Source organism: Pseudomonas sp. NPDC090201 (assembly GCF_044746825.1).
Lineage (GTDB): Bacteria > Pseudomonadota > Gammaproteobacteria > Pseudomonadales > Pseudomonadaceae > Aquipseudomonas > Aquipseudomonas putida_AD.
Genome location: NZ_JBIVCX010000009.1, coordinates 60,133 through 82,449 on the forward strand (window position 1 = coordinate 60,133; position 22,317 = coordinate 82,449).

Sequence of the window (22,317 nt, forward strand, 5' to 3'; positions counted from 1 at the left end):
CTCTGGGCTGCGCACCGGGCGACTGGAACAGAAAAGGGGCCCTCGGGCCCCTTTATGCATTTGGGCCTCTCTTTCTCATTAACTAAAAGCGAAGCTTGTTTTTTTGGGGCAGTGCCCCCATCTTGGTTTTCAGCTTATTTCTATCTGTCCATGGCCTTATGGCCGCCGTAGAGGCGAAATCATGAAGACGACCATTGAATTGCCTCTTTTGCCATTGCGTGATGTCGTGGTGTATCCGCATATGGTTATCCCACTGTTCGTGGGGCGCGAGAAGTCCATCGAGGCCCTTGAGGCCGCGATGACCGGCGACAAGCAGATCCTGCTTCTGGCGCAAAGAAACCCCGCAGACGATGATCCCGGTGAGGACGCTCTTTATAGCGTGGGTACCGTTGCAACCGTATTGCAGCTGCTGAAACTGCCGGATGGCACCGTCAAGGTGCTGGTCGAAGGCGAGCAGCGTGGTTCCGTCGAGCGCTTCATGGAAGTGGACGGTCACTGCCGTGCCGAAGTCGCGCTGATCGACGAAGCCGATGCCCCTGACCGCGAATCCGAAGTGTTCGTGCGCAGCCTGCTGGCGCAGTTCGAACAATATGTACAGCTGGGCAAGAAGGTCCCGGCTGAAGTCCTGTCCTCGCTGAACAGCATCGATGAGCCTGGGCGCCTGGTCGACACCATGGCCGCGCACATGGCGCTGAAGATCGAGCAGAAGCAGGAAATCCTCGAGATCATCGATCTGCCAGCCCGTGTCGAGCACGTACTGGCGCTGCTGGATGCCGAAATCGACCTGCTGCAGGTGGAGAAGCGCATCCGTGGTCGCGTGAAGAAACAAATGGAGCGCAGCCAGCGCGAGTACTACCTGAATGAGCAGATGAAGGCCATTCAGAAAGAACTCGGCGACAGCGACGAAGGCCATAACGAAATCGAAGAGCTGAAAAAGCGCATCGATGCCGCTGGCCTGCCTAAGGACGCCATGACCAAGGCCACTGCCGAGCTGAACAAGCTCAAGCAGATGTCGCCAATGTCTGCCGAGGCAACCGTGGTGCGCTCGTACATCGACTGGCTGGTCCAGGTGCCGTGGAAGGCCCAGAGCAAGGTGCGTCTGGATCTGGCGCGCGCCGAAGACATCCTCGATGCCGACCACTACGGTCTGGAAGAAGTCAAAGAGCGGATCCTCGAATACCTCGCCGTGCAGAAGCGCGTGAAGAAGATTCGTGGCCCTGTGCTGTGCCTGGTCGGTCCTCCTGGTGTGGGTAAAACCTCGCTGGCCGAGTCGATTGCCCACGCCACCAACCGCAAATTCGTACGCATGGCCCTGGGCGGCGTGCGTGACGAGGCTGAAATCCGTGGTCACCGTCGCACCTACATCGGTTCGATGCCAGGTCGCCTGATCCAGAAGATGACCAAGGTGGGCGTACGCAACCCGCTGTTCCTGCTCGATGAAATCGACAAGATGGGCAGCGACATGCGCGGCGATCCGGCCTCGGCACTGCTTGAGGTGCTCGACCCCGAGCAGAACCACAACTTCAATGATCACTATCTGGAAGTCGACTACGACCTGTCCGATGTGATGTTCCTCTGCACCGCCAACTCGATGAACATTCCGGCGGCCCTGCTGGACCGTATGGAAGTGATCCGTCTGCCGGGCTACACCGAGGACGAGAAGATCAACATCGCCACCAAGTACCTCTCGCCCAAGCAGATCGCTGCCAACGGCCTGAAGAAAGGTGAAATCGAGTTCGAAGAAGAGGCCATACGCGACATTATCCGGTACTACACGCGTGAAGCGGGTGTGCGTAGCCTGGAGCGTCAGATTGCCAAGGTCTGCCGCAAGGCGGTCAAGGAGCACGCCGGCGAGAAGCGTTTCACCGTCGTGGTCACGGCCGCGATGCTGGAAAATTTCCTGGGCGTGCGCAAATTCCGCTACGGCCTGGCCGAACAGCAGGACCAGATCGGTCAGGTGACGGGCCTTGCGTGGACTCAGGTGGGTGGCGAATTGCTGACCATCGAAGCCGCCGTGGTACCGGGCAAGGGCCAGTTGATCAAGACCGGTTCCCTGGGTGACGTGATGGTCGAATCCATCACCGCCGCGTTGACCGTGGTGCGCAGCCGCGCCAAGAGCCTGGGCATTCCCCTGGACTTCCACGAGAAGCGCGACACCCACATCCATATGCCGGAAGGGGCAACGCCCAAAGACGGCCCCAGCGCGGGCGTAGGCATGTGCACGGCGCTGGTATCGGCGCTGACACAGATCCCGGTACGCGCCGATGTGGCAATGACCGGCGAAATTACCCTGCGCGGGCAAGTTCTGGCGATCGGCGGTTTGAAGGAAAAACTGCTGGCGGCTCACCGCGGCGGAATTAAAACGGTGATCATTCCGGAAGAAAACGTACGTGATCTGAAGGAAATCCCCGACAATATCAAGGCCGACCTGCAAATCAAACCTGTTAAATGGATTGACGAAGTCCTGCAAATTGCGCTGCAATACGCGCCGGAGCCCTTGCCGGATGTGGCTCCGGAGATGGTTGCAAAGGATGAAAAACGCGAGTCTGACTCTAAGGAAAGAATTAGCACGCATTAGTCTGGGGGGCTTCCTTGACAGCTTTTTAGAGCCCTTGTTATAAAGCGGCTCTTTGAAGCCCATGCAGTCAATGCAGCGGGGCCACACAGCGTTCGTTTAGTGACATCAAAAAACTTAGAAAATATACTCAATATAGATATAAGGGGACTTAGAGTGAACAAGTCGGAACTGATTGATGCTATCGCCGCATCCGCTGACATCCCGAAAGCTGCTGCTGGCCGTGCGCTGGACGCAGTAATCGAATCCGTCACTGGCGCTCTTAAGGCTGGCGACTCTGTTGTACTGGTTGGTTTCGGCACTTTCTCCGTAACTGATCGTCCTGCCCGTACTGGCCGCAACCCGCAGACCGGCAAGACTCTGGAAATCCCAGCGGCCAAGAAGCCAGGCTTCAAAGCCGGTAAAGCTCTGAAAGAAGCGGTCAACTAAGTTTCTTTTTTACCTTTGCCCAGCCAGGACAGCGTTACCTCTGTCCTGGTCGCGAAGCGGCAAGTGCGGTTGGTCAAGCGCTGGCCTGTCACCCCAGGGGACGCACATTCGAACCCTGTCCGCTTAGCACGTTACGGGAAGGCGCATCCTCGGATGCGCCTTTCTTCTATCCGGAATACACCCACGCTCCGCTCCGTGTGTCGCAGCTTGGTGAGTTGAGTACAACCCTCTGGGGGACGCATGCTGCAGAATATCAGGGACAATTCACAAGGCTGGATTGCCAAGACCATCATCGGCGTTGTCATGGCGCTGATGGCACTGACTGGCTTCGATGCCATTTTCAGGGCCACCAGCCACAGCCAGGATGCCGCCAAGGTCAATGGTGATGAAATCACCCAGACCGAACTGGGCCAGGCCGTAGAGATGCAACGCCGCCAGCTCATGCAACAGCTGGGCAAGGATTTCGATCCTGCCATGCTCAACGAGAAGATGCTGCGTGACTCGGCCCTCAAAGGCCTGATCGATCGCAAGCTGCTGCTGCAAGGCGCAGCCGACGCCAAGTTCAGCTTCTCGGAAGCCGCGCTGGACCAGCAGATCCTGCTCACGCCTGAATTCCAGGTCGACGGCAAGTTCAACGCCGACCGTTTCGACCAGGTGGTTCGTCAGCTCGGTTACAGCCGGATGCAATTTCGCCAGATCCTCGGTCAGGAAATGCTGATCGGCCAGATCCGTGCGGGCATTGCCGGCAGTGCCTTCATTACCGATGCCCAGGTTGATGCGTTCGCCCGTCTGGAAAAACAGACCCGCGACTTCGCCACCCTGACGCTGCCTGCCGATCCGTCCAACGTGAAAGTCACCGACGACGAAATCAAGGCCCACTACGATCAGCACGCCAAGGAATTCCTGAGCCCTGAGCAAGTGGTGCTGGACTACATCGAGCTGAAGAAATCCTCGTTCTTCGACAAGGTTTCGGTGAAGGATGCAGACCTGCAAGCCGCTTACCAGAAGGAAATCGCCAACCTGGCCGAGCAGCGTCGCGCTGCGCACATCCTGATCGAAGTCAACGACAAGACCACCGATGCCCAGGCCAAGGCGAAGATCGAAGAGATCCAGCAGCGCCTGGCCAAGGGCGAAGACTTCGCGGCGCTGGCCAAGGAGTTCTCCCAGGATCCGGGCTCGTCGGCCAAGGGTGGTGACCTGGGCTACGCAGGCAAGGGCGTTTACGACCCGGCCTTCGAAGACGCGCTGTATGCGTTGAACAAGGACCAGGTATCGACCCCGGTCAAGAGCCAGTTCGGCTGGCACCTGATCAAGCTGCTGGGCGTCGAGGCGCCGGTGGTACCGACCTTCGCCAGCCTGAAAGACAAGCTGACCCACGACCTCAAGTCGCAGCAGGTCGAGCAGAGCTACGTGGACGCCAGCAAGAAACTGCAGGACGCCGCATATGAAGCCTCCGACCTGGCTCAGCCTGCCCAGGACCTGGGCCTGAAGGTGCAGACCACCCCGGCGTTCGGTCGTGAAGGCGGCGAAGGCATCGCGGCCAACCGTGCCGTGATCCAGGCTGCGTTCAGCCCGGAAGTGATGGAAGAGGGCTCCAACAGCTCGGCCATCGAGCTGGATCCTGAAACCACCATCGTGGTGCGCGTCAAAGAGCATCGCCAGCCTGAGCAATTGCCTCTGGAAGCGGTCTCTGATGCGATTCGTGCGCAACTGACCAAGGACCATGCAAGCGAGGCCATCAAGGCCAAGGGCGACACGCTGCTGGCTGGTCTGCGCGATGGCAAGGTGCCGTACACCGCCATCCAGCAGGAAGGTCAGAACTGGAAAGTCGTGGAAGCGGCATCGCGCGGCCAGGAGGGTGTCGACCCTCAGGTGCTGCAGGCGCTGTTCCGCATGACCAAGCCGCAAGGCAAGGACAAACCGGTCTACGGCAGCCTCACCGCCGCCGACGGCAGCTTCGTGATCGTGCGCCTCAACGGCGTGAATCAGGCAGCCCCGGCGACCGACGCCGAGAAGACCCAGTACCGTCGCTTCCTGGCATCCCGCGAGGGCCGTCAGGACTTCGAATCGTTCCAGGCACAGCTGCAATCGGCAGCGAAGATCGAGAAATACTGATCCTCGCAACACGCTGAAACAAAAAGCCCCGGCTCGAAAGAGTCGGGGCTTTTTGTTGGGTGGCGTTTATTACGTAGCAGCACGGCTTGCTGGCGGGGGCGATCATGAGGACGCCGTCGCGGGCAAGCGCGCTCCTACAGGTAACAGCCCCTAGCCGTCCGGCCTGCCGGCGAAGGCACTCGGTCGGGTAACGCAGTGTCGTTTGCCCCGACGCTTTCGCGGGCGAGCCCGCTCCCAAACAAAAAGCCCCGGCTCGTGAGAGTCGGGGCTTCTTTTGGCAGCACGCTATCGCTGTAGGAGCGCGCTTGCCCGCGATGACGTCGTGTCAGGCACCACCAAGGTCACTGGCCGATGGCTGTCGCGGGCAAGCGCGCTCCTACAAAAAGCGCGTCAAGCCCTTGTGAATCAGTCCTGCAGATCACCCATCGCAGTGGTGTTGAAACCACCGTCAACGTACATGATCTCACCGCTCACACCCGACGCCAGGTCCGAGCACAGGAATGCGCCGGCGTTGCCGACTTCGTCGATGGTCACGTTGCGACGGAGCGGAGTCTGAGCCTCGTTGGCGTCCAGCATCTTGCGGAAGTTCTTGATACCCGAAGCTGCCAGGGTACGGATCGGACCTGCCGATACCGCGTTCACGCGGGTGCCGTCCGGGCCCAGGCTGCGGGCCAGGTAACGTACGCCGGCTTCAAGGCTGGCCTTGGCCATGCCCATCACGTTGTAGTTGGGCATGGTGCGCTCGGCGCCCAGGTACGACAGGGTCAGCAGGCTGCCGTTGCGGCCTTGCATCATTTCACGGCCAGCCTTGGCCAGGGCCACGAAGCTGTAGGCGCTGATGTCGTGAGCGATGCGGAAACCGTCACGGGTAGTGGCTTGAGTGAAGTCGCCGTCCAGTTGGTCACCCGGGGCGAAACCTACGGAGTGAACGATGCAGTCCAGGCCGTCCCACTTCTTGCTCAGCGCTTCGAAGACCTTGGCGATTTCTTCGTCGCTGGCCACGTCGCAAGGGAAGCACAGGTCGGCATTCGAACCCCAGCCAGCGGCGAATTCTTCGACGCGGCCTTTGAGTTTTTCGTTCTGGTAGGTGAAGGCAAGCTCAGCACCCTCGCGATGCATGGCGGCAGCGATACCGGATGCGATGGACAGTTTGCTGGCGACACCGACGATCAGGACGCGCTTACCGGCGAGAAAACCCATGGTTTTTTCCTCTTCAGGTTAATCGACAGTTGCTGGTGCCAGAAAAGCGGCTTCCAGCAACTGCTGTGTATAAGGATGTTGCGGTGCGGCGAAGATATCTTCTGCCACACCCTGTTCGACCACTTGGCCTTGCTTGACCACCATCAACTGGTGGCTCAGCGCTTTGACTACCGCCAGGTCATGGCTGATAAACAAATACGTCAGGTTGTACTTCGCTTGCAGGGAGCGCAGAAGCTCCACCACCTGGCGCTGAACGGTCCGGTCGAGGGCCGAAGTGGGCTCGTCCAGTAAAATCAGCGCAGGTTTTAACACTAATGCCCGTGCGATGGCGATCCTTTGCCGCTGTCCGCCGGAAAACTCATGGGGGTAGCGGTGCCGGGTTGCCGGGTCCAGGCCTACCTCCTTGAGCGCTTCGATCACCGCCGTTTCCTGCTCGGCGGGGGTTCCTATCTGGTGAATCCGCAGGCCCTCGCCAACGATGTCGCACACCGACATGCGCGGGCTGAGGCTGCCGAACGGGTCCTGAAACACCACCTGCATCTGCCGGCGCAGGGGCCTGACCTGATCCTGCTTGAGGCAGGCCAGCGACTGGCCCTGAAAGCGTATCTCGCCTTCGCTGCGAATCAACCTGAGAATCGCCAGGCCCAACGTCGATTTGCCCGAGCCGCTTTCGCCGACGATCCCCAGCGTCTGGCCCTTGGGCAGACTGAAGTGGATGCCGTCCACGGCCTTGACGTGATCGACGGTACGCTTGAACACACCTTTCTTGATCGGAAACCAGACTTTGAGGTCTTCTACTTCCAGCATCGGTGCGCCCGGAGCGTTGTCTGCCGGCCCCCCTTTGGGCTCGGCACTGAGCAATTCTTTGGTGTACGGATGCTGCGGCGCACGGAACAGTTCTTCGCACGATGCCTGTTCGACGATGCAACCGCGCTGCATGACACATACTCGGTTGGCTATTTGTCGAACCACGTTCAAATCATGGCTGATCAGCAGCAGCGCCATGCCCAGACGGGCCTGCAATTCCTTGAGCAGTTCGAGGATTTTCAGCTGCACCGTGACGTCCAGTGCGGTGGTCGGCTCGTCGGCGATCAGCAGTTCTGGCTCGTTGGCCAGGGCCATGGCGATCATCACCCGCTGACGCTGGCCGCCCGAGAGCTCGTGGGGCAGGGCCTTGAGGCGCTTGAGCGGTTCGGGGATGCCGACCAGCTCCAGCAACTCCAGGGTGCGGCGTGTGGCCGCCTTGCCGGTCAGACCCTTGTGCAGGCCGAGCACCTCGTTGATCTGCTTTTCCACCGATTGCAGCGGATTGAGCGAGGTCATCGGCTCCTGGAAGATCATGGCGATGCGGTTGCCACGGATGGCGCGCATGCGTTTTTCGCTGACCGTCAGCAGCTCGTTCCCGGCGTACTGGATGGTACCCGTCGGGTGGCGCGCCAGCGGGTAGGGCAGAAGGCGCAGGATCGAATGCGCAGTGACCGACTTGCCCGAGCCGCTTTCCCCGACCAGCGCCAGGGTCTCGCCCTTGCGGATGTCGAAGCTGATGCCCTCGACCACGCGCTGGGTTTTCTGGCCGGTGACGAACTCGACCGACAGGTTGCGGATTTCGATCAGATTGTCCTGATTCATCTCATTTCCTCGGGTCGAATGCGTCACGGGCGGATTCACCGATGAACACCAGCAAACTCAACATCAGTGCCAACACCGCAAAGGCACTGATGCCCAGCCACGGCGCCTGCAGGTTGGATTTGCCCTGCGCGACCAGTTCGCCCAGCGACGGCGAGCCTGCGGGCAGGCCGAAGCCCAGGAAGTCCAGCGCGGTCAGGGTGCCGATGGCGCCGGTGAGGATGAACGGCATGAAGGTCATGGTCGAGACCATGGCGTTGGGCAGGATGTGACGGAACATGATCCCGCCGTTCTGCATGCCCAGCGCCCGGGCGGCGCGCACGTATTCCAGGTTGCGGCCGCGCAGGAATTCGGCCCGCACCACGTCCACCAGGCTCATCCACGAGAACAGCAGCATGATGCCCAGCAGCCACCAGAAGTTGGGCTGCACGAAGCTGGCGAGGATGATCAGCAGGTACAGCACCGGCAGCCCCGACCAGATTTCCAGAAAGCGCTGGCCGACCAGATCGACCCACCCGCCATAGAAGCCCTGCAGGGCGCCGGCGATGACGCCGATGATCGAGCTGAGCACGGTCAGGGTCAGGGCGAACAGTACCGACACCCGGAAGCCGTAGATCACCCGGGCCAGCACATCGCGGCCCTGGTCATCGGTGCCCAGCAGGTTGTCCCGCGAGGGCGGGGCAGGGGCGGGGACCTTCAGGTCGTAGTTGATGCTCTGGTAGCTGAAGGGGATCGGCGCCCAAAGCGTCCAGCCATCCTTGCTGGCGATCAGCTCCTTGATGTAGGGGCTCTTGTAGTTGGCTTCCAGCGGGAATTCGCCGCCGAAGGTGGTCTCCGGGTAGCGCTCGAACACCGGGAAATACCACTGGCCGTCGTATTTGACGATCAGCGGCTTGTCATTGGCGATCAGTTCGGCGCCAAGGCTTGCAACGAACAGGATCAGGAACAGCCACAACGACCACCAGCCACGCTTGTTGGCCTTGAAGCGTTCGAAACGGCGTCGATTGAGAGGGGACAACGTCATGTCAATGATCCCTGCGGTCGAAGTCGATACGTGGGTCAACCAGCGTGTAGGTCAGGTCGCCGATCAGTTTCACCACCAGCCCCAGCAGGGTGAAGATGAACAGGGTGCCGAACACCACGGGGTAGTCGCGGTTGATCGCCGCCTCGAAACTCATCAGGCCCAGGCCGTCGAGGGAGAAGATCACTTCGACCAGCAGGGAACCTGTGAAGAAAATGCCAATGAATGCCGACGGGAAGCCCGCGATCACCAGCAGCATGGCGTTGCGGAACACGTGACCGTAGAGCACCCGGCGCTGGGTCAGACCCTTGGCCTTGGCGGTAATGACGTACTGCTTGCCGATTTCGTCCAGAAAGCTGTTCTTGGTGAGCAGGGTCATGGTGGCAAAGTTGCCGATGACCAGCGCGGTGATCGGCAACACCAGGTGCCAGAAGTAATCACCGACCTTGCCCAGCCAGCTCAATTCGTCGAAGTTGCTGGAGGTCAGGCCGCGAAGCGGGAACCAATCGAAATAGCTGCCGCCGGCGAACACCACGATCAGCAGGATGGCGAACAGGAACGCCGGGATGGCATAGCCGACGATGATCGCCGAACTGGTCCAGACGTCGAACTGGCTGCCGTGGCGCGTGGCCTTGGCGATCCCCAGCGGGATCGACACCAGGTACATGATGAGCGTGCTCCACAGCCCCAGCGAGATCGACACCGGCATCTTCTCGGCGATCAGGTCGATGACCTTGGCGTCGCGAAAGAAGCTGTCGCCGAAATCCAGCTTCGAGTAGTTCTTGACCATGATCCACAGGCGTTCCGGGGCCGACTTGTCGAACCCGTACATGTGCTCGATTTCCTTGATCAGGGCCGGGTCCAGGCCCTGGGCACCACGGTAGTTCGAGCCGGCCACCGAGACCTCGGCGCCGCCACCGGCGATGCGGCTGGTGGCGCCTTCGAAGCCTTCGAGCTTGGCGATCATCTGTTCCACCGGGCCGCCTGGTGCGGCCTGGATAATCACGAAGTTGATCAGCAGGATGCCGAACAGGGTCGGCACGATCAGCAGCAAGCGCCGCAGAATGTACGCCAGCATGTTATTGCTCGTCCTTGGATGGGGCCGCTTCAGGCTCGGCGCCGTCTTGCGCCGGTTGCACCGAAATGGCTGGCGTGGTGTCGGGCTTGACCCACCAGGTCATGGTGCCGATGTCGTACAGCGGCGATTTCTTCGGATGGCCCAGATGGTCCCAGTACGCCAGGCGCCAGGTCTTGATGTGCCAGTTGGGAATCACGTAGTAGCCCCACAGCAGCGCACGGTCCAGCGCACGAGTATGGTCGATCAGGCTCTGGCGCGAGTCGGCGTTGATCAGGCCGCTGACCAGTGCATCCACCGCCGGGTCCTTGAGGCCGATGAGGTTGTAGCTGCCCGGCTTGTCGGCGGCCGACGAGTCCCAGTATTCGCGCTGTTCGTTACCTGGCGAGCTGGACTGCGGGAAGCTGCCGACGATCATGTCGTAGTCCCGCGAGCGGCGCCGGGTGACGTACTGCGAGACATCGACCCGGCGAATCTCCAGGTTGATACCGATGTCGGCCAGATTGCGCTTGAACGGCAGCAATACCCGTTCGAACTCGGTCTGGGCCAGCAGGAATTCGATGCTCACAGGCTTGCCCTGGGTATCGACCATCTTGTCGCCGACGATCTTCCAGCCGGCTTCCTTGAGCAGGGCAAAGGCCTTGCGCTGCTGTTCGCGGATGATGCCGCTGCCATCGGTGATCGGCAGCTTGAACTCCTCGGTGAATACCTGCGGCGGCAGTTGTGCGCGCAGCGGTTCGAGGATTTTCAGCTCGGCTTCAGACGGCAGGCCGCGCGAGCCCATGTCCGAGTTGTCGAAGTAGCTCTTGGTGCGCGTGTAGCTGCTGAAGAACAGCTGCTTGTTGGTCCATTCGAAGTCCAGCAGCAGGCTGATCGCCTGGCGCACGCGGGCGTCCTGGAACATGGGCTTGCGCAGGTTGAAGATGAAACCCTGCATGCCTTGCGGGTTGCCGTTGGCGATTTCTTCCTTGACCAGCCGGCCCTGCCTGACAGCCGGGACGTCATAGGCGGTGGCCCAGTTCTTGGCGGTCATTTCCTGCCAGTAGTCGAACGCACCGGCCTTGAGGCCTTCCAGCGCAACCGTGTTGTCGCGGTAATAGTCGGTGGAGAGGCGGTCGAAGTTGTAGAAGCCCTTGTTCACCGGCAGATCCTTGCCCCAGTAATCCTTGACGCGCTCGTAGCGGATCGAGCGGCCGGCCTTGACCTCCGACACCTTGTACGGCCCGCTGCCCAGCGGGATTTCCAGGTTGCCCTTGTTGAAGTCCCGGGTGGCCCACCAATGCTTGGGCAGCACTGGCAGTTGCCCGATGATCAACGGCAACTCACGGTTGTTGGTGTGCTTGAACTTGAACAGCACCGTGAGCGGGTCTTCGGCCACCACCTGATCGACGTCGGCGTAGTAGCTGCGATACAGCGGCGAGCCGTCTTTTATCAGGGTGTCGAAGCTGAACACCACGTCTTCGGCGCGCACCGGATGGCCATCGTTGAATTTCGCCTCGGGGCGCAGGTAGAAGCGCACCCAGCTGTTGTCCGGGGCCTTTTCGATCTTGCCGGCGATCAGGCCGTACTCGGTGAACGGCTCGTCCAGGCCCTGGCGCATCAGGGTGTCGTAGATCAGGCCGATGTCATCGGCGGGCACGCCCTTGCTGATGAACGGGTTGAGGCTGTCGAAGCCGCCGAAACTGGCGCTGCGCAGGATCCCACCCTTGGGCGCGTCCGGGTTCACGTAATCGAAGTGCTTGTAGTCGGCAGGGTACTTGGGGGCTTCGCCGTACAGGGTAATGGCATGCTGCGGGGCGGCGTGCACGGAGCAGGCCAGCCCGAACAGGAACAGGCCGCCAGCCCGCGTCAGTGAGCGCAGTGCGGTCATTGGGTTTTCTCCGAAGGCTTGAGCCACCACGCACGCAGGCCCAGGGTGTAGGGCGGGGTGGTGACCATGGCGAAACGACTGCGGTACGCCAGACGATGATTGTTGAGGTACCAGTTGGGAATCATGTAGTGCTGCCAGAGCAGGACGCGGTCCAGGGCCTTGGTGGCCGCGACCTGGTCGTCACGGGTTTTCGCGGCCAGCAGCTGGTTCAGGAGGTTGTCCACCACCGGGCTTGCGACACCTGCATAGTTCTTGCTGCCCCGGATACCGGCCTGGCTTGAGTGGAAATACTGCCACTGTTCGAGGCCGGGGCTGAGCGTCTGGTTCAGGGTCATCAGAATCATGTCGAAATCGAACTGGTCCAGACGCTGTTTGTATTGGGCGCGATCCACCGTGCGCAGGCGCGCGTCGATGCCGATCCGCGTGAGGTCTTCGATGTACGGTTGCAGAATGCGTTCAAGGTTCGGGTTGACCAGCAGTATCTCGAATCGCAACGGCTGCCCGGCACTGTTGGCAAGGCCGCGGTCAGTGTATTTCCAGCCGGCCTCGGCGAGCAGCCCCAGAGCTTTACGAATCGTGTCGCGAGGCACGCCGCCACCGTCGGTTTTCGACACGGCGAAGGGCTGGGTGAAGAGTTTTGCCGGCAGTTGATCGCGGTACGGCGACAATGCCAGAAATTCACGCCCGGCCGGCAGGTCCGTCGCCGAGAACTCGCTGTTGGGGTAGTAGCTGACCGAACGGCTGTAGGCGTTGTTGAACAGCGTGCGGTTGGTCCACTCGAAATTGAACATCAACCCCAGCGCCTCGCGCACCTTGATGTCAGCGAAAGTGCTGCGGCGGGTGTTCATGAACAGGCCCTGGGTCTGGGTCGGGATCTGGTGCGGAATCTGCGCCTTGATCACGCTGCCGTTGGCCACGGCAGGGAAGTCGTAGCCGGTGAACCAGTTCTTGGCCTGATGCTCGATGTAGATGTCGAACTCGCCGGCCTTGAAGGCTTCGAAGGCCACATCGGCATCACGGTAGAACTCCACCTGCACGCGGTTGAAGTTGTACTTGCCGCGATTGACCGGCAAATCCTTGCCCCAGTAATCCTTGACCCGCTCGAACACCAGGCTGCGCCCCGGGCGCACCTGGGTGATGCGGTATGGGCCGCTGCCCAGCGGCGGTTCGAAGGTCGTGGCCTTGAAGTCGCGGTTCTTCCAGTAGTGCTGCGGCAGCACGGGCAATTCGCCGAGACGCAGAATCAGTAATGGGTTGCCGGACCGCTTGAGCACGAAGCGGATGCGATGACGGTTGAGGATGTCCACCCGCTGCACTTCCTGCAATGCGGTACGGTACTGCGGGTGGCCGTCACGCAGCAGCGTCCTGTAGGAAAACGCCACATCGTAGGCAGTAATCGGCTTGCCGTCGTGAAAGCGCGCTTCCGGGCGCAGGTTGAACACCACCCAGCTGCGGTCCTCGCTGTACTCCACCGACTTGGCAATCAGGCCATAGCTTGAGGTTGGTTCGTCACCGGAGGGGTCGTATTGCCCGGTGCCGACCATCAACGGCTCGTTCAGCTCGCTGACGCCGTACTGGCCGAAATTGGGCGTGGAAATCGGGCTGCTGCCCTTGAAGGTGTAGGGGTTGAGGGTGTCAAAGGTGCCGAATGCCATGATCCTCAAGGTGCCAGCCTTCGGCGCCTCGGGGTTGACCCAGTCGAAATGGGTGAAACTGGCCGGATACTTGAGGACACCGAACTGGGCGTAACCATGGCTTTCGCTGATGGTCGCGGCGGCTGTCGTGCTCAAGACCAGGCTGGAAAACAGCAGCAGAAGGCGTATCAAGTCGGCTTCGATCCAGGCAGCGGTCGGTCACAGTAACAGCTTGTATGGGCTGGAAAAAGGGTGGGGTGGAGGGCGCGTGAGCGTTGCATAGGTCTGTAGGAGCGCGCTTGCCCGCGATCGCGGTGTGTCAGCGAATAATACGGCGACAGGCAAAACGCAATCGCGGGCAAGCGCGCTCCTACAGGTGAAGCGGTGCTGGCTGGATCAATGCGGCAAATAAACCGTCAACGTCTGCCCCGGCTTGAGCGCCTGGCCGCTGCGCGGGTTCCAGCGCTTGAGGTGCTGCATCTCGACGTTGAAACGTTTGGCCACCAGGTACAGCGAGTCGCCTTTCTGGATCTTGTACTGCGTGGCCTTGCCTTCGGCGTCCTTCGCTTTGCTGTCGTTTTTGGCGACGGCGCGGGAACTGGTCTTGGCCGGCTTGCTGTTGTCCTGCATCACCAGGGTCTGGCCGACCTTGAGGTTGTAGCCGGACAGCTTGTTCCAGTGCTGCAGATCGTGCACTTCAACCTTGTTGATGCGGGCGATCTGGCCCAGGTTGTCGCCTTTCTTCACTTTGTAGGTGCGGGTGCGGGCCGGTTTCTCGTCGACTTCGGCCACTTCCTCGAACACCGGCATCGCGTATTTCATGCCGGGCTGTACCGGAATGGTCAGCGCCTGGCCGCGCTTGAGGTGGTTGCCCGACAGCTTGTTCAGATCCTTGAGCGTACTGGTCGACACCTTGTAGCGGCTGGCGATGCTGGCCAGGCTGTCACCCGGACGCACGCGGTATTGCTGCCAGTCCACCAGTTCCTCGGGTTTCATGTTCGAGAGGCTGGTGGTCAGCAGTTGCGATTTGGAAGTCGGCACCAGCAGGTGCTGCGGTCCGTCGATGGTCAGGCGCTTCTTGAAGGCCGGGTTGAGCTGGATCAACTCGTCCTCGTCGATGTTGGCCATCTGCGCGACCTTGGTCAGGTCCATGCGCTGGTTCAGCTCGACCACTTCGAAGTAGGGCTTGTTGTCGATGGGGTTCAGGTTCACGCCGTACGCTTGCGGCGACATGACCACCTGCGACAGGGCCAGCAGTTTCGGCACGTAGTCGCGGGTTTCCTGCGGCAGTGGCAGGTTCCAGTAGTCGGTCGGCAGGTTGAGCTTTTCGTTGCGCTCGATGGCGCGGCTGACCGTGCCTTCCCCGGCGTTATAGGCGGCAAGCGCCAGCAGCCAGTCGCCGTTGAACATGTCGTGCAGCTTGGTCAGGTAGTCCAGCGCCGCCGTGGTGGAGGCAGTGATGTCACGACGACCGTCATAGAAGCTGGTCTGACGCAGGTTGAAGTAGCGCCCCGTGGACGGGATGAACTGCCAGATGCCAGCAGCATCGCTGCGCGATAGGGCCATCGGGTTGTAGGCGCTTTCGATCACTGGCAGCAGCGCCAGCTCCAGCGGCATGTTGCGCTCTTCGAGGCGCTCGACGATGTAGTGCATATAAAGGCTGCCGCGCTCACCGGCTGTTTCCAGGAACGACGGGTTGTTGGCGAACCAGAGGCGCTGCTGGTCGATACGCGGGTTGAGGTCGTTGCCATCCTGCAACTGGAAGCCCTGGCGCATGCGCTCCCAGACATCATGGGGCGGGGCCAGTGGAACCGGCTTGCGGGCGATGAAAACCTGTTTTGGCTTGACGGAAGCGGGGGGATGAGCGGCACTCGTCGCGTTGCTGGATTCCAGGCTGCCGGTAGTCTGGCAGCCTGCCAACGTAGCGCTCGCGACCACCGCGATTGCCTGTGCCAACCGAGTCAATGCGTCGGAATTAAAGGTTTTACGTATAGATGACGACATTGGCTGGGAGATAGTTCCAGTCGAAAATGTCGGGCGATTCTAGAAAGCGTCTTGGGAACGGTCAACCTTTCAGAATTTTTGTACCAAAGCCATGCACCTTTAGAACGTGTCTTTCCACGCTCGCAACGCTGCAAAAACGGCCGCAGGCGAGCTGTTGTCTGTACCAGTCCGTTCGTCTGCTTTTTGTTTGACAGAACGTTGCGAAACCCGCAGAAACGGATTGGTCCGATGTTCCAGCTCGATACTCGACGGCAGGCTGATGCGGTTTTGCTCGCGCAGGCGGGTGACGTCCTCGAAGCGTGCGCGCACATCCTGATTTTCCGGCTCGACCGCCACGGCAAAGCGCAGGTTGCTCAGGGTGTATTCGTGGGCGCAGTAGACTTGCGTGTTGCCGGGCAGGGCAGCGAGGCGCGAGAGCGATGCGTGCATCTGTTGCGGCGTGCCTTCGAACAGGCGACCGCAACCGGCGGCGAACAGCGTGTCGCCACTGAACAGCAGGGGCCGTTGCGCATCCTCATGGTAAAAGGCGATGTGGCCCAGGGTGTGGCCGGCGACCGCATGCACGGTGAAGGTCAGGCCCAGGGCGGTGACCTCATCACCATCGGACAGGGCGACGTCCCGTGCCGGGATATTCTCGTTGGCCGGGCCGTAGACCCTGGCCTGCGTGATACTTTTAAGCTCTGCTACGCCACCGGTATGATCGGCATGATGGTGAGTGACCAGAATGTCGCTCAACTGCCAGCCAGGATTGCGTTCCAGCCAGGCCAGTACAGGCCTGGCATCGCCCGGATCGACCACCGCGCAGCGTTTGCTGGCATTGTCTTGTAACAACCAGATGTAGTTGTCAGAGAAAGCGGGCAGGGCATCGATCTGTATCATGGCGCGATTCGCTTTTTTGAAAACAAAGAAGCATCTTAGAGTCTGAACCGTTTCTGTGCGAGCCAGTCGCATGAGGGACCCCTCCAGGAGACCGGAAATGACCGATGAAGCGTTCGCCCAGGCCGACCCCGAATGGCTTGAGTTGATCAGCTCTGCCCGAGAGTGGTTGTCCGGGCCCTTGGGCCAGTTACTGCTGGAAGAGGAGCGCCGGGTACTCGAAGAGGAGCTGGAGCGCTTCTTTGGTGGCTATCTGGTGCACTACGGCCCGTCCGCGCAAACCCCGCCGGCGGCCAAGCAGGTGCAGCGCAATGTACGCCTCGGCGCGCCGCTGCCCGGCGTCGAGATCGTCTGCGAAGAGCAGGCCTGGCCCTTGAGCGAGCATGCCGCCGATGTGGTGGTGATGCAGCACGGCCTGGATTTCTGCCTGTCGCCCCACGGGCTGCTGCGCGAGGCGGCTAGCAGCGTGCGGCCTGGTGGCCATTTGCTGATTATCGGAATCAATCCCTGGAGCACTTGGGGCATTCGTCATTTCTTCACCAACGACGCCTTGCGCCGGGCCCGCTGCATCTCGCCGTCGCGGGTCGGGGACTGGCTCAACCTGCTGGGCTTCGCGCTGGAGAAACGCAGGTTCGGGTGCTATCGTCCGCCCCTTGCCTCACCTGTGTGGCAGCAACGCCTGTCGGGCCTTGAGCGTCTGGGCGACGGCTGGCAGAGCCCGGGTGGCGGCTTCTATTTATTGGTGGCGCGCAAACTGGTGGTCGGATTGCGGCCTGTGCGCATGCCGCGGCGCGAACCGATGGGCAAACTGTTGCCCCTGCCGATGGCCAAGGTCAACCGGCGTACCCCCGAGCCTTGATCGGCAATGGCCGAAACAAGCCTTCTGAATTCTGGAAAGAGTCGTAATGAGCGATACCGTAGAACTGTTCTCCGATGGCGCCTGCAAAGGCAACCCCGGCCCTGGCGGCTGGGGCGCGTTGCTGGTGTGCAAGGGCGTGGAAAAGGAACTCTGGGGCGGTGAAGCCAACACCACCAACAACCGCATGGAGCTTCTGGGCGCGATTCGCGGCCTGGAAGAGTTGAAGCGGCCGTGCGAGGTGATTCTGGTCACGGACTCGCAGTATGTGATGAAGGGCATCACCGAGTGGATGGTCAACTGGAAGAAGCGCGGCTGGAAGACGGCGGCCAAGGAGCCGGTCAAGAACGCTGACCTGTGGAAACAGCTCGACGAGCAGGTCAACCGCCACACCGTGACCTGGAAATGGGTACGCGGCCACATTGGTCATCCGGGCAACGAACGGGCGGACCAACTCGCCAACCGCGGCGTAGATGAAGTGCGCGGGATCAAGCACGGCTGAATGCCTTGGTTCGGTCACGTGGTGCGGCACGGTGGTAGAGAGATCGGTGGGTATATCCGTTGGCGAGGGTGACGCGGATTCACCGTTCCGCCCGTACGGCGGGTCACTTTTTCCAAGAGCTGAAAAAGTAACCAAAAAAGCCCTGCGACAGGCTGGGCCTCGACTTCGTCTCGGTTCCCTCACTCCGGCGCCGCTCCGTGGGTCCGCCGTGATGGGCCGTCCCTGGCCCGCACGGCTTTCGCGGCATCCTTGCCGCTCAACCCACTATGCAACGCCTGCGTTCGGCCTGGCGCCTTAACGTCGCGTTCGGCGGCGCCTGTGCCATCGCGCACCAAGATCAAGCTCAAAAGCACGCCACCGACCCGTAGCAGCACGGCTTGCCGGCGGGGGCGAACTTGAGGACGCCATCGTCCGAATGCGGCCCAGACCAAGCGCGCTCCTACAGGGGTGAGTCGATCCGCACGTAGCAGTCCGGCTTGCCGGCGTCGGCGATTTTGAGGGCGCCGACGCCGGCAAGCCGGACTGCTACGGGGCGGTGGTGTGTTTTAGATGTTGATTTTGATCTTCTTACGCGGTGGTGCAGGCGCCGCCGAACGCGACGTCAAGGCGCCAGGCCGAGCGCAGGCGTCGTGGAGGGGGATGAGCGGCAGGAAGCCGCGAAAGCCGTGCGGGCCAGGGACGGCCCATCATGGCGTGCCCCCGGAACGGCGCCGGAGCGAGGGAAGTCCGAAGGACCCCAGCCTGTCGCAATGGCTTTGCTTACTTTCCCCGTAAGGAAAGTCAGTCGCCCGTAAGGGGCGAAACCCAAAATCCGGACCACCGCAAAAACGGATCAACACCCGATCCCAAAGTCCGCCAGCGACGCGGAGCGTCGCACACTGCATTCCCACGCAGAGCGTGGGAACGATCAACATACACACGACCTCAGCGTCGCAAGAAAAAGCGAGGGAGCGCGAAGGGCGCACGCCCAAAACTCCCGTGTTAATATCCGCGCCTGAAGCTGAGGCGTAGGTTATGACTGCAGAAAACAACATCACAGAACGAAGAATCGTACTCGATACCGAAACCACCGGTATGCCCGTCACCGACGGCCACCGGGTGATCGAGATCGGTTGTGTGGAAGTGATCGGGCGCCGGTTGACCGGGCGGCACTTTCACGTCTACCTGCAACCGGACCGTTCCAGTGATGAAGGCGCGATTGGCGTCCACGGCATCACCGACCAGTTCCTGATCGGCAAGCCACGCTTTGCCGAAGTGGCCGATGAGTTCTACGAATTCATCAAGGGCGCCCAGCTCATCATCCACAACGCGGCGTTCGACGTCGGCTTCCTCAACAACGAGTTCGCCCTGATCGGCCAGACCGACCGCGCGGACATCGCCAGCTTCTGCACGGTGCTCGACACCCTGGCCATGGCCCGCGAGCGTCATCCGGGGCAGCGCAACAGCCTCGACGCGCTGTGCAAACGCTACGACGTCGACAACTCCAACCGCGAGCTGCATGGCGCCTTGCTCGACTCCGAGATTCTGGCGGACGTCTACCTGGCGATGACCGGCGGCCAGACGACCCTGTCCCTGGCCGGTAACAGCGACGGTGAAGGCGGGGCCGAGCGGCCGTCGGAAGTGCGCCGTATCGCCAACCGCACGCCGGGCCGGGTGATTGTCGCCAGCGAAGCGGAACTCGCCGACCACGCTGCCCGCCTGGCAGTGATCGCCAAGTCGGCCGGTGCGCCGGCGTTGTGGACGCAGTTATCAGAGAGCGAGGCCCAGGCCTGACGTCAGGGGGCGGTCCTGTGAACGATCCAGCGTGCCGAGACGAGTTGAACCTGAGCATTCGGGTCGCCGACGAGAGCTTCGAGGATTACATCCTCAACAGCGAATTCACCTTCACGGTCACTGGCTACGCCCAGGTGCAGATCGGCGTACCGGTTGCGCAATGGCCCATCGACGCGGTCGAGCCTTATCTGAAGAACTACGGGATCGATTCTGAAGAGTTCTGTCATTACCGCGATGCGGCCGATGGCACGGTGCTGGTGGCCTGGCTGGACGAAGATCCGGTGGGGCACATCGTCATCAGCAAGCACTGGAACGGTTTCGCCCATATCGACGAGTTGGCGGTGGACACAGCCATGCGGCGCAGCGGTGTGGCTCGCAAGCTGCTGGACGTGGCGCGCTTCTGGGCGCGCAAGCACGAGTTGCCGGGGATCATGCTGGAAACCCAGAACAACAACCTGGCGGCATGCCGGTTGTATGAACGCTACGGGTTCGTGGTGGGTGGGGTGGATCACCTGCGCTATCGCGCGATCGACCCGAGCACTCGGGAATCCGCGATTTTCTGGTATCTGCTGTTTGACGACACCATCCCGTAGCAGCACGGCTTGCCGGCGGGAGCGGTGTGTCATGCGACGCATGTGTCACAGGTCGGCCGCTCCCGCCGGCAAGCCGTGCTGCTACGGGGTTGCGGAGGTTCAGCTGACGCGGGTCAGCTTGATCCCCGACTGAATCAGTTCGAACTCGTCACCGCCCAGATGATTCACACGGTCGCCGATGACCAGGCGATAGGTGATGACCTGCTTCATCTCGCCCGTCTCGTCTGGCTTTAAATCATGGAATTCCCGCACGGGATAGATGCGACCCTCTGCATCTCGTGCATGAAATTGTGCGACATGATCGTTTGAAGCCATTTGCTTTGTAACCTCTGGAAATAACTGCTCGTTTCGCCTGCATCGTACCACCGCAGGCCGTGAATCCGTGTCCGCTTGTAAGACCGTTCCCTGGGTTGCGAAGGGGCTTTCCCCGCTCAAGGCTTTCAGACCGCCGTTTTACGGGGTAGTTTTCGAATGAGGAAAAAATAGTCGCGACCAACGGTAGGCTCACGGAGCGAAGTTTTGCGTTGCAGATCGGCTGGTTCGATCAAAGAGAACGAAAAAACTGCGCTGACCAATTCGTCGCCTTGATCTATAACTGTCACTCCTCCATCAGAAGAAGGTCAGGTTCATGAGCCAGGTTCATACGATTGCAGTGATCGTCGGCAGCTTGAGAAAAGAGTCCCTCAACCGCAAGGTCGCCAAGGCGCTGGCGGAGCTGGCACCTTCGAGCCTTGCGCTGAAAATCGTCGAAATCGGCGATCTGCCCCTGTACAACGAAGACATCGACCTCGATTCGCCACCTGCGGCCTACACCGCGTTTCGTCAGGCCCTGCAAGGCGCTGACGGTTTCCTGTTCGTCACCCCGGAATACAACCGCTCGGTGCCGGGTGTGCTGAAAAACGCCATCGACGTGGGTTCGCGCCCGTATGGCAAGAGCTCCTGGGGCAAGGCCAAGCCTGCGGCGGTGGTCAGTGTTTCGCCCGGCGCCATCGGCGGCTTCGGGGCCAACCAGCACTTGCGTCAGTCGTTCGTGTTCCTGGATGTGCTGTGCATGCAGCAGCCGGAGGCGTATCTGGGCGGTGCCGGGAGTTTCTTCGATGAGCAAGGCAAGCTGAACGAGAAGACCCGCCCGTTCCTGCAGAGCATCATCGATGCGTTTGCCGGGCATGTTGAGCGGACCCTCAAGGCCTGATTGGCAACGCTCTTCGTAGGAGCGCGCTTGCCCGCGATGGCGGTGTGTCAGCCCAATCAACGCCGGCTGACACACCGCGGTCGCGGGCAAGCGCGCTCCTGCGGTTCAGGCGCTTTGCGGCATCTCGCCCTTGGCCAGGCGCCGGTTGATATCGGCGATCACCTTGGGCAATTCGTTGATCGTGTCCACCAGGTAATGCGGGCGTGAGCCTTCGAACAGGGTGTGGATGCGTTTGCGTTCGGCGTCCAGCTTCTCCGGCGCCAGAGCCTGATACTGCTCGTAGGTCAGGCCCAGCGCGTTACCCGAGCAGACCAGCGCCACAGTCCACATCCCGGCGCGACGCCCTTCGAGAATCCCCGGCACGGTGTCATCGACCTTTACGCACGCCGCCACATCATCGATCCCCAGGGCAATCACGTTGGCCAGCGCTTGAGCAGGCCACGGGCGGCCATTGGGCACCTCATCGGTGGCCACCACGTGATCGGCGACATAGCCGTTTTTCGCCGCCAGTTCGACCACCTTCTTCATCACCACCGCCGGGTAGCCCGAGCATGAGCCGATCTTCAGCCCTTGCTGGCGCAGGCCGGTGAGGGTATCCAGCGCACCCGGAATCAACGCCGAGTGGGTGGCGATCTTCTCGATCTGCAGCGGCATGAAGCGCTCGTAGATGGCGGTGACATCATCGTCGGTCGGCGTGCGGCCGAAGGCCTTGCGATAGCGCTCGGCGATCTGCGGCTGGTCGCACAGCGTGCGGATGTGGTCCCACTTGCCCATGCCCATCGGGCCGCGGGCTTCTTCGATGGAAACCTGCACGTCGAACTCGCCAAAGGCTTCGACGAAGATCTGCGTCGGGGCGAAGGAGCCGAAATCGACGACGGTGCCAGCCCAGTCGAGAATCGCGGCTTGCAGTTGGGTCGGGTTGCTGTAGTTCATGGGTCAATCCTCAAATTCGTAGCGAAGTCAGGGTGTCAGATCA

The 22,317-nt window shown here is 61.1% G+C and carries 18 protein-coding genes and 1 pseudogene; 8 read left to right on the forward strand and 11 right to left on the reverse strand.

The genetic code is table 11. The features are described from left to right. The first annotated feature begins 181 nt into the window (after positions 1 to 181). The 3 genes from lon to ACIPOO_RS20795 all read left to right on the forward strand — a co-directional run bounded on the left by lon (position 182) and on the right by ACIPOO_RS20795 (position 5,119). Positions 182 to 2,578, forward strand: a complete 2,397-nt coding sequence (gene lon / locus ACIPOO_RS20785) for an endopeptidase La (RefSeq protein WP_274135004.1) — start codon at positions 182 to 184, stop codon at positions 2,576 to 2,578. A 153-nt stretch (positions 2,579 to 2,731) separates the two neighbouring features. Next, entirely contained in the window at positions 2,732 to 3,004 is a 273-nt protein-coding gene (locus ACIPOO_RS20790) for an HU family DNA-binding protein (RefSeq protein WP_003183171.1), read from the forward strand. A gap of 240 nt (positions 3,005 to 3,244) precedes the next feature. Next, on the forward strand, positions 3,245 to 5,119 hold the full coding sequence (locus ACIPOO_RS20795) for a SurA N-terminal domain-containing protein (RefSeq protein WP_400609490.1): 1,875 nt from the start codon (positions 3,245 to 3,247) through the stop codon (positions 5,117 to 5,119). 405 nt (positions 5,120 to 5,524) lie between these two features. Here ACIPOO_RS20795 and fabI read toward each other — a convergent pair whose 3' ends face one another. The 9 genes and pseudogenes from fabI to gloB all read right to left on the reverse strand — a co-directional run bounded on the left by fabI (position 5,525) and on the right by gloB (position 16,428). Further along, positions 5,525 to 6,319 (reverse strand): enoyl-ACP reductase FabI, encoded by a 795-nt coding sequence (gene fabI / locus ACIPOO_RS20800; protein ID WP_400609492.1) that lies wholly within the window; start codon positions 6,317 to 6,319, stop codon positions 5,525 to 5,527. A gap of 18 nt (positions 6,320 to 6,337) precedes the next feature. After that, a complete protein-coding gene (locus ACIPOO_RS20805) occupies positions 6,338 to 7,948 on the reverse strand; it encodes an ABC transporter ATP-binding protein (protein ID WP_274136696.1) in 1,611 nt (536 codons plus the stop codon). A 1-nt stretch (position 7,949) separates the two neighbouring features. Next, positions 7,950 to 8,969 (reverse strand): ABC transporter permease, encoded by a 1,020-nt coding sequence (locus ACIPOO_RS20810; RefSeq protein WP_400609494.1) that lies wholly within the window; start codon positions 8,967 to 8,969, stop codon positions 7,950 to 7,952. A 1-nt stretch (position 8,970) separates the two neighbouring features. Continuing rightward, positions 8,971 to 10,044 carry a microcin C ABC transporter permease YejB gene (locus ACIPOO_RS20815; RefSeq protein ID WP_274136699.1) on the reverse strand — a complete coding sequence of 358 codons (1,074 nt, stop codon included), beginning with the start codon at positions 10,042 to 10,044 and terminating at the stop codon, positions 8,971 to 8,973. Position 10,045: 1 nt separating this feature from the next. After that, positions 10,046 to 11,911, reverse strand: a complete 1,866-nt coding sequence (locus ACIPOO_RS20820; protein ID WP_400609496.1) for an extracellular solute-binding protein — start codon at positions 11,909 to 11,911, stop codon at positions 10,046 to 10,048. Next, positions 11,908 to 13,737 carry an extracellular solute-binding protein gene (locus ACIPOO_RS20825; RefSeq protein ID WP_400609498.1) on the reverse strand — a complete coding sequence of 610 codons (1,830 nt, stop codon included), beginning with the start codon at positions 13,735 to 13,737 and terminating at the stop codon, positions 11,908 to 11,910. The genes ACIPOO_RS20820 and ACIPOO_RS20825 overlap by 4 nt, the downstream gene beginning before the upstream one ends. A gap of 204 nt (positions 13,738 to 13,941) precedes the next feature. Next, the gene (locus tag ACIPOO_RS20830) at positions 13,942 to 15,372 is read right to left on the reverse strand and encodes a LysM peptidoglycan-binding domain-containing protein (protein ID WP_400609633.1); all 1,431 of its coding nucleotides are present in this window, start codon (positions 15,370 to 15,372) and stop codon (positions 13,942 to 13,944) included. Positions 15,373 to 15,437: 65 nt separating this feature from the next. Then, a pseudogene (locus tag ACIPOO_RS20835) lies at positions 15,438 to 15,549 on the reverse strand (lytic transglycosylase domain-containing protein); the annotation flags it as partial. A 99-nt stretch (positions 15,550 to 15,648) separates the two neighbouring features. Beyond that, the gene (gloB, locus tag ACIPOO_RS20840) at positions 15,649 to 16,428 is read right to left on the reverse strand and encodes a hydroxyacylglutathione hydrolase (RefSeq protein WP_400609500.1); all 780 of its coding nucleotides are present in this window, start codon (positions 16,426 to 16,428) and stop codon (positions 15,649 to 15,651) included. A gap of 97 nt (positions 16,429 to 16,525) precedes the next feature. Between gloB and ACIPOO_RS20845 the strand changes: the two genes are divergently transcribed. From ACIPOO_RS20845 to ACIPOO_RS20860, 4 genes are all read left to right on the forward strand, one after another. Then, on the forward strand, positions 16,526 to 17,284 hold the full coding sequence (locus ACIPOO_RS20845; RefSeq protein WP_274136704.1) for a class I SAM-dependent methyltransferase: 759 nt from the start codon (positions 16,526 to 16,528) through the stop codon (positions 17,282 to 17,284). Between the two features lie 46 nt (positions 17,285 to 17,330). Next, positions 17,331 to 17,783, forward strand: a complete 453-nt coding sequence (rnhA, locus tag ACIPOO_RS20850; protein ID WP_274136705.1) for a ribonuclease HI — start codon at positions 17,331 to 17,333, stop codon at positions 17,781 to 17,783. Between the two features lie 1,014 nt (positions 17,784 to 18,797). After that, complete coding sequence (gene dnaQ, locus ACIPOO_RS20855; protein ID WP_400609503.1) at positions 18,798 to 19,556, forward strand: DNA polymerase III subunit epsilon; 759 nt, start codon at positions 18,798 to 18,800, stop codon at positions 19,554 to 19,556. Positions 19,557 to 19,573: 17 nt separating this feature from the next. Then, complete coding sequence (locus tag ACIPOO_RS20860; protein ID WP_400609505.1) at positions 19,574 to 20,149, forward strand: GNAT family N-acetyltransferase; 576 nt, start codon at positions 19,574 to 19,576, stop codon at positions 20,147 to 20,149. A 99-nt stretch (positions 20,150 to 20,248) separates the two neighbouring features. Here ACIPOO_RS20860 and ACIPOO_RS20865 read toward each other — a convergent pair whose 3' ends face one another. Beyond that, a complete protein-coding gene (locus ACIPOO_RS20865; protein ID WP_274133584.1) occupies positions 20,249 to 20,464 on the reverse strand; it encodes a hypothetical protein in 216 nt (71 codons plus the stop codon). Positions 20,465 to 20,777: 313 nt separating this feature from the next. Between ACIPOO_RS20865 and ACIPOO_RS20870 the strand changes: the two genes are divergently transcribed. Then, positions 20,778 to 21,341: an NADPH-dependent FMN reductase gene (locus ACIPOO_RS20870; protein ID WP_274133583.1), complete on the forward strand. Its 564-nt coding sequence runs from the start codon at positions 20,778 to 20,780 to the stop codon at positions 21,339 to 21,341. Positions 21,342 to 21,446: 105 nt separating this feature from the next. Here ACIPOO_RS20870 and phnX read toward each other — a convergent pair whose 3' ends face one another. After that, positions 21,447 to 22,274 (reverse strand): phosphonoacetaldehyde hydrolase, encoded by an 828-nt coding sequence (phnX, locus tag ACIPOO_RS20875; RefSeq protein ID WP_400609507.1) that lies wholly within the window; start codon positions 22,272 to 22,274, stop codon positions 21,447 to 21,449. Between the last annotated feature and the right edge of the window lie 43 nt (positions 22,275 to 22,317).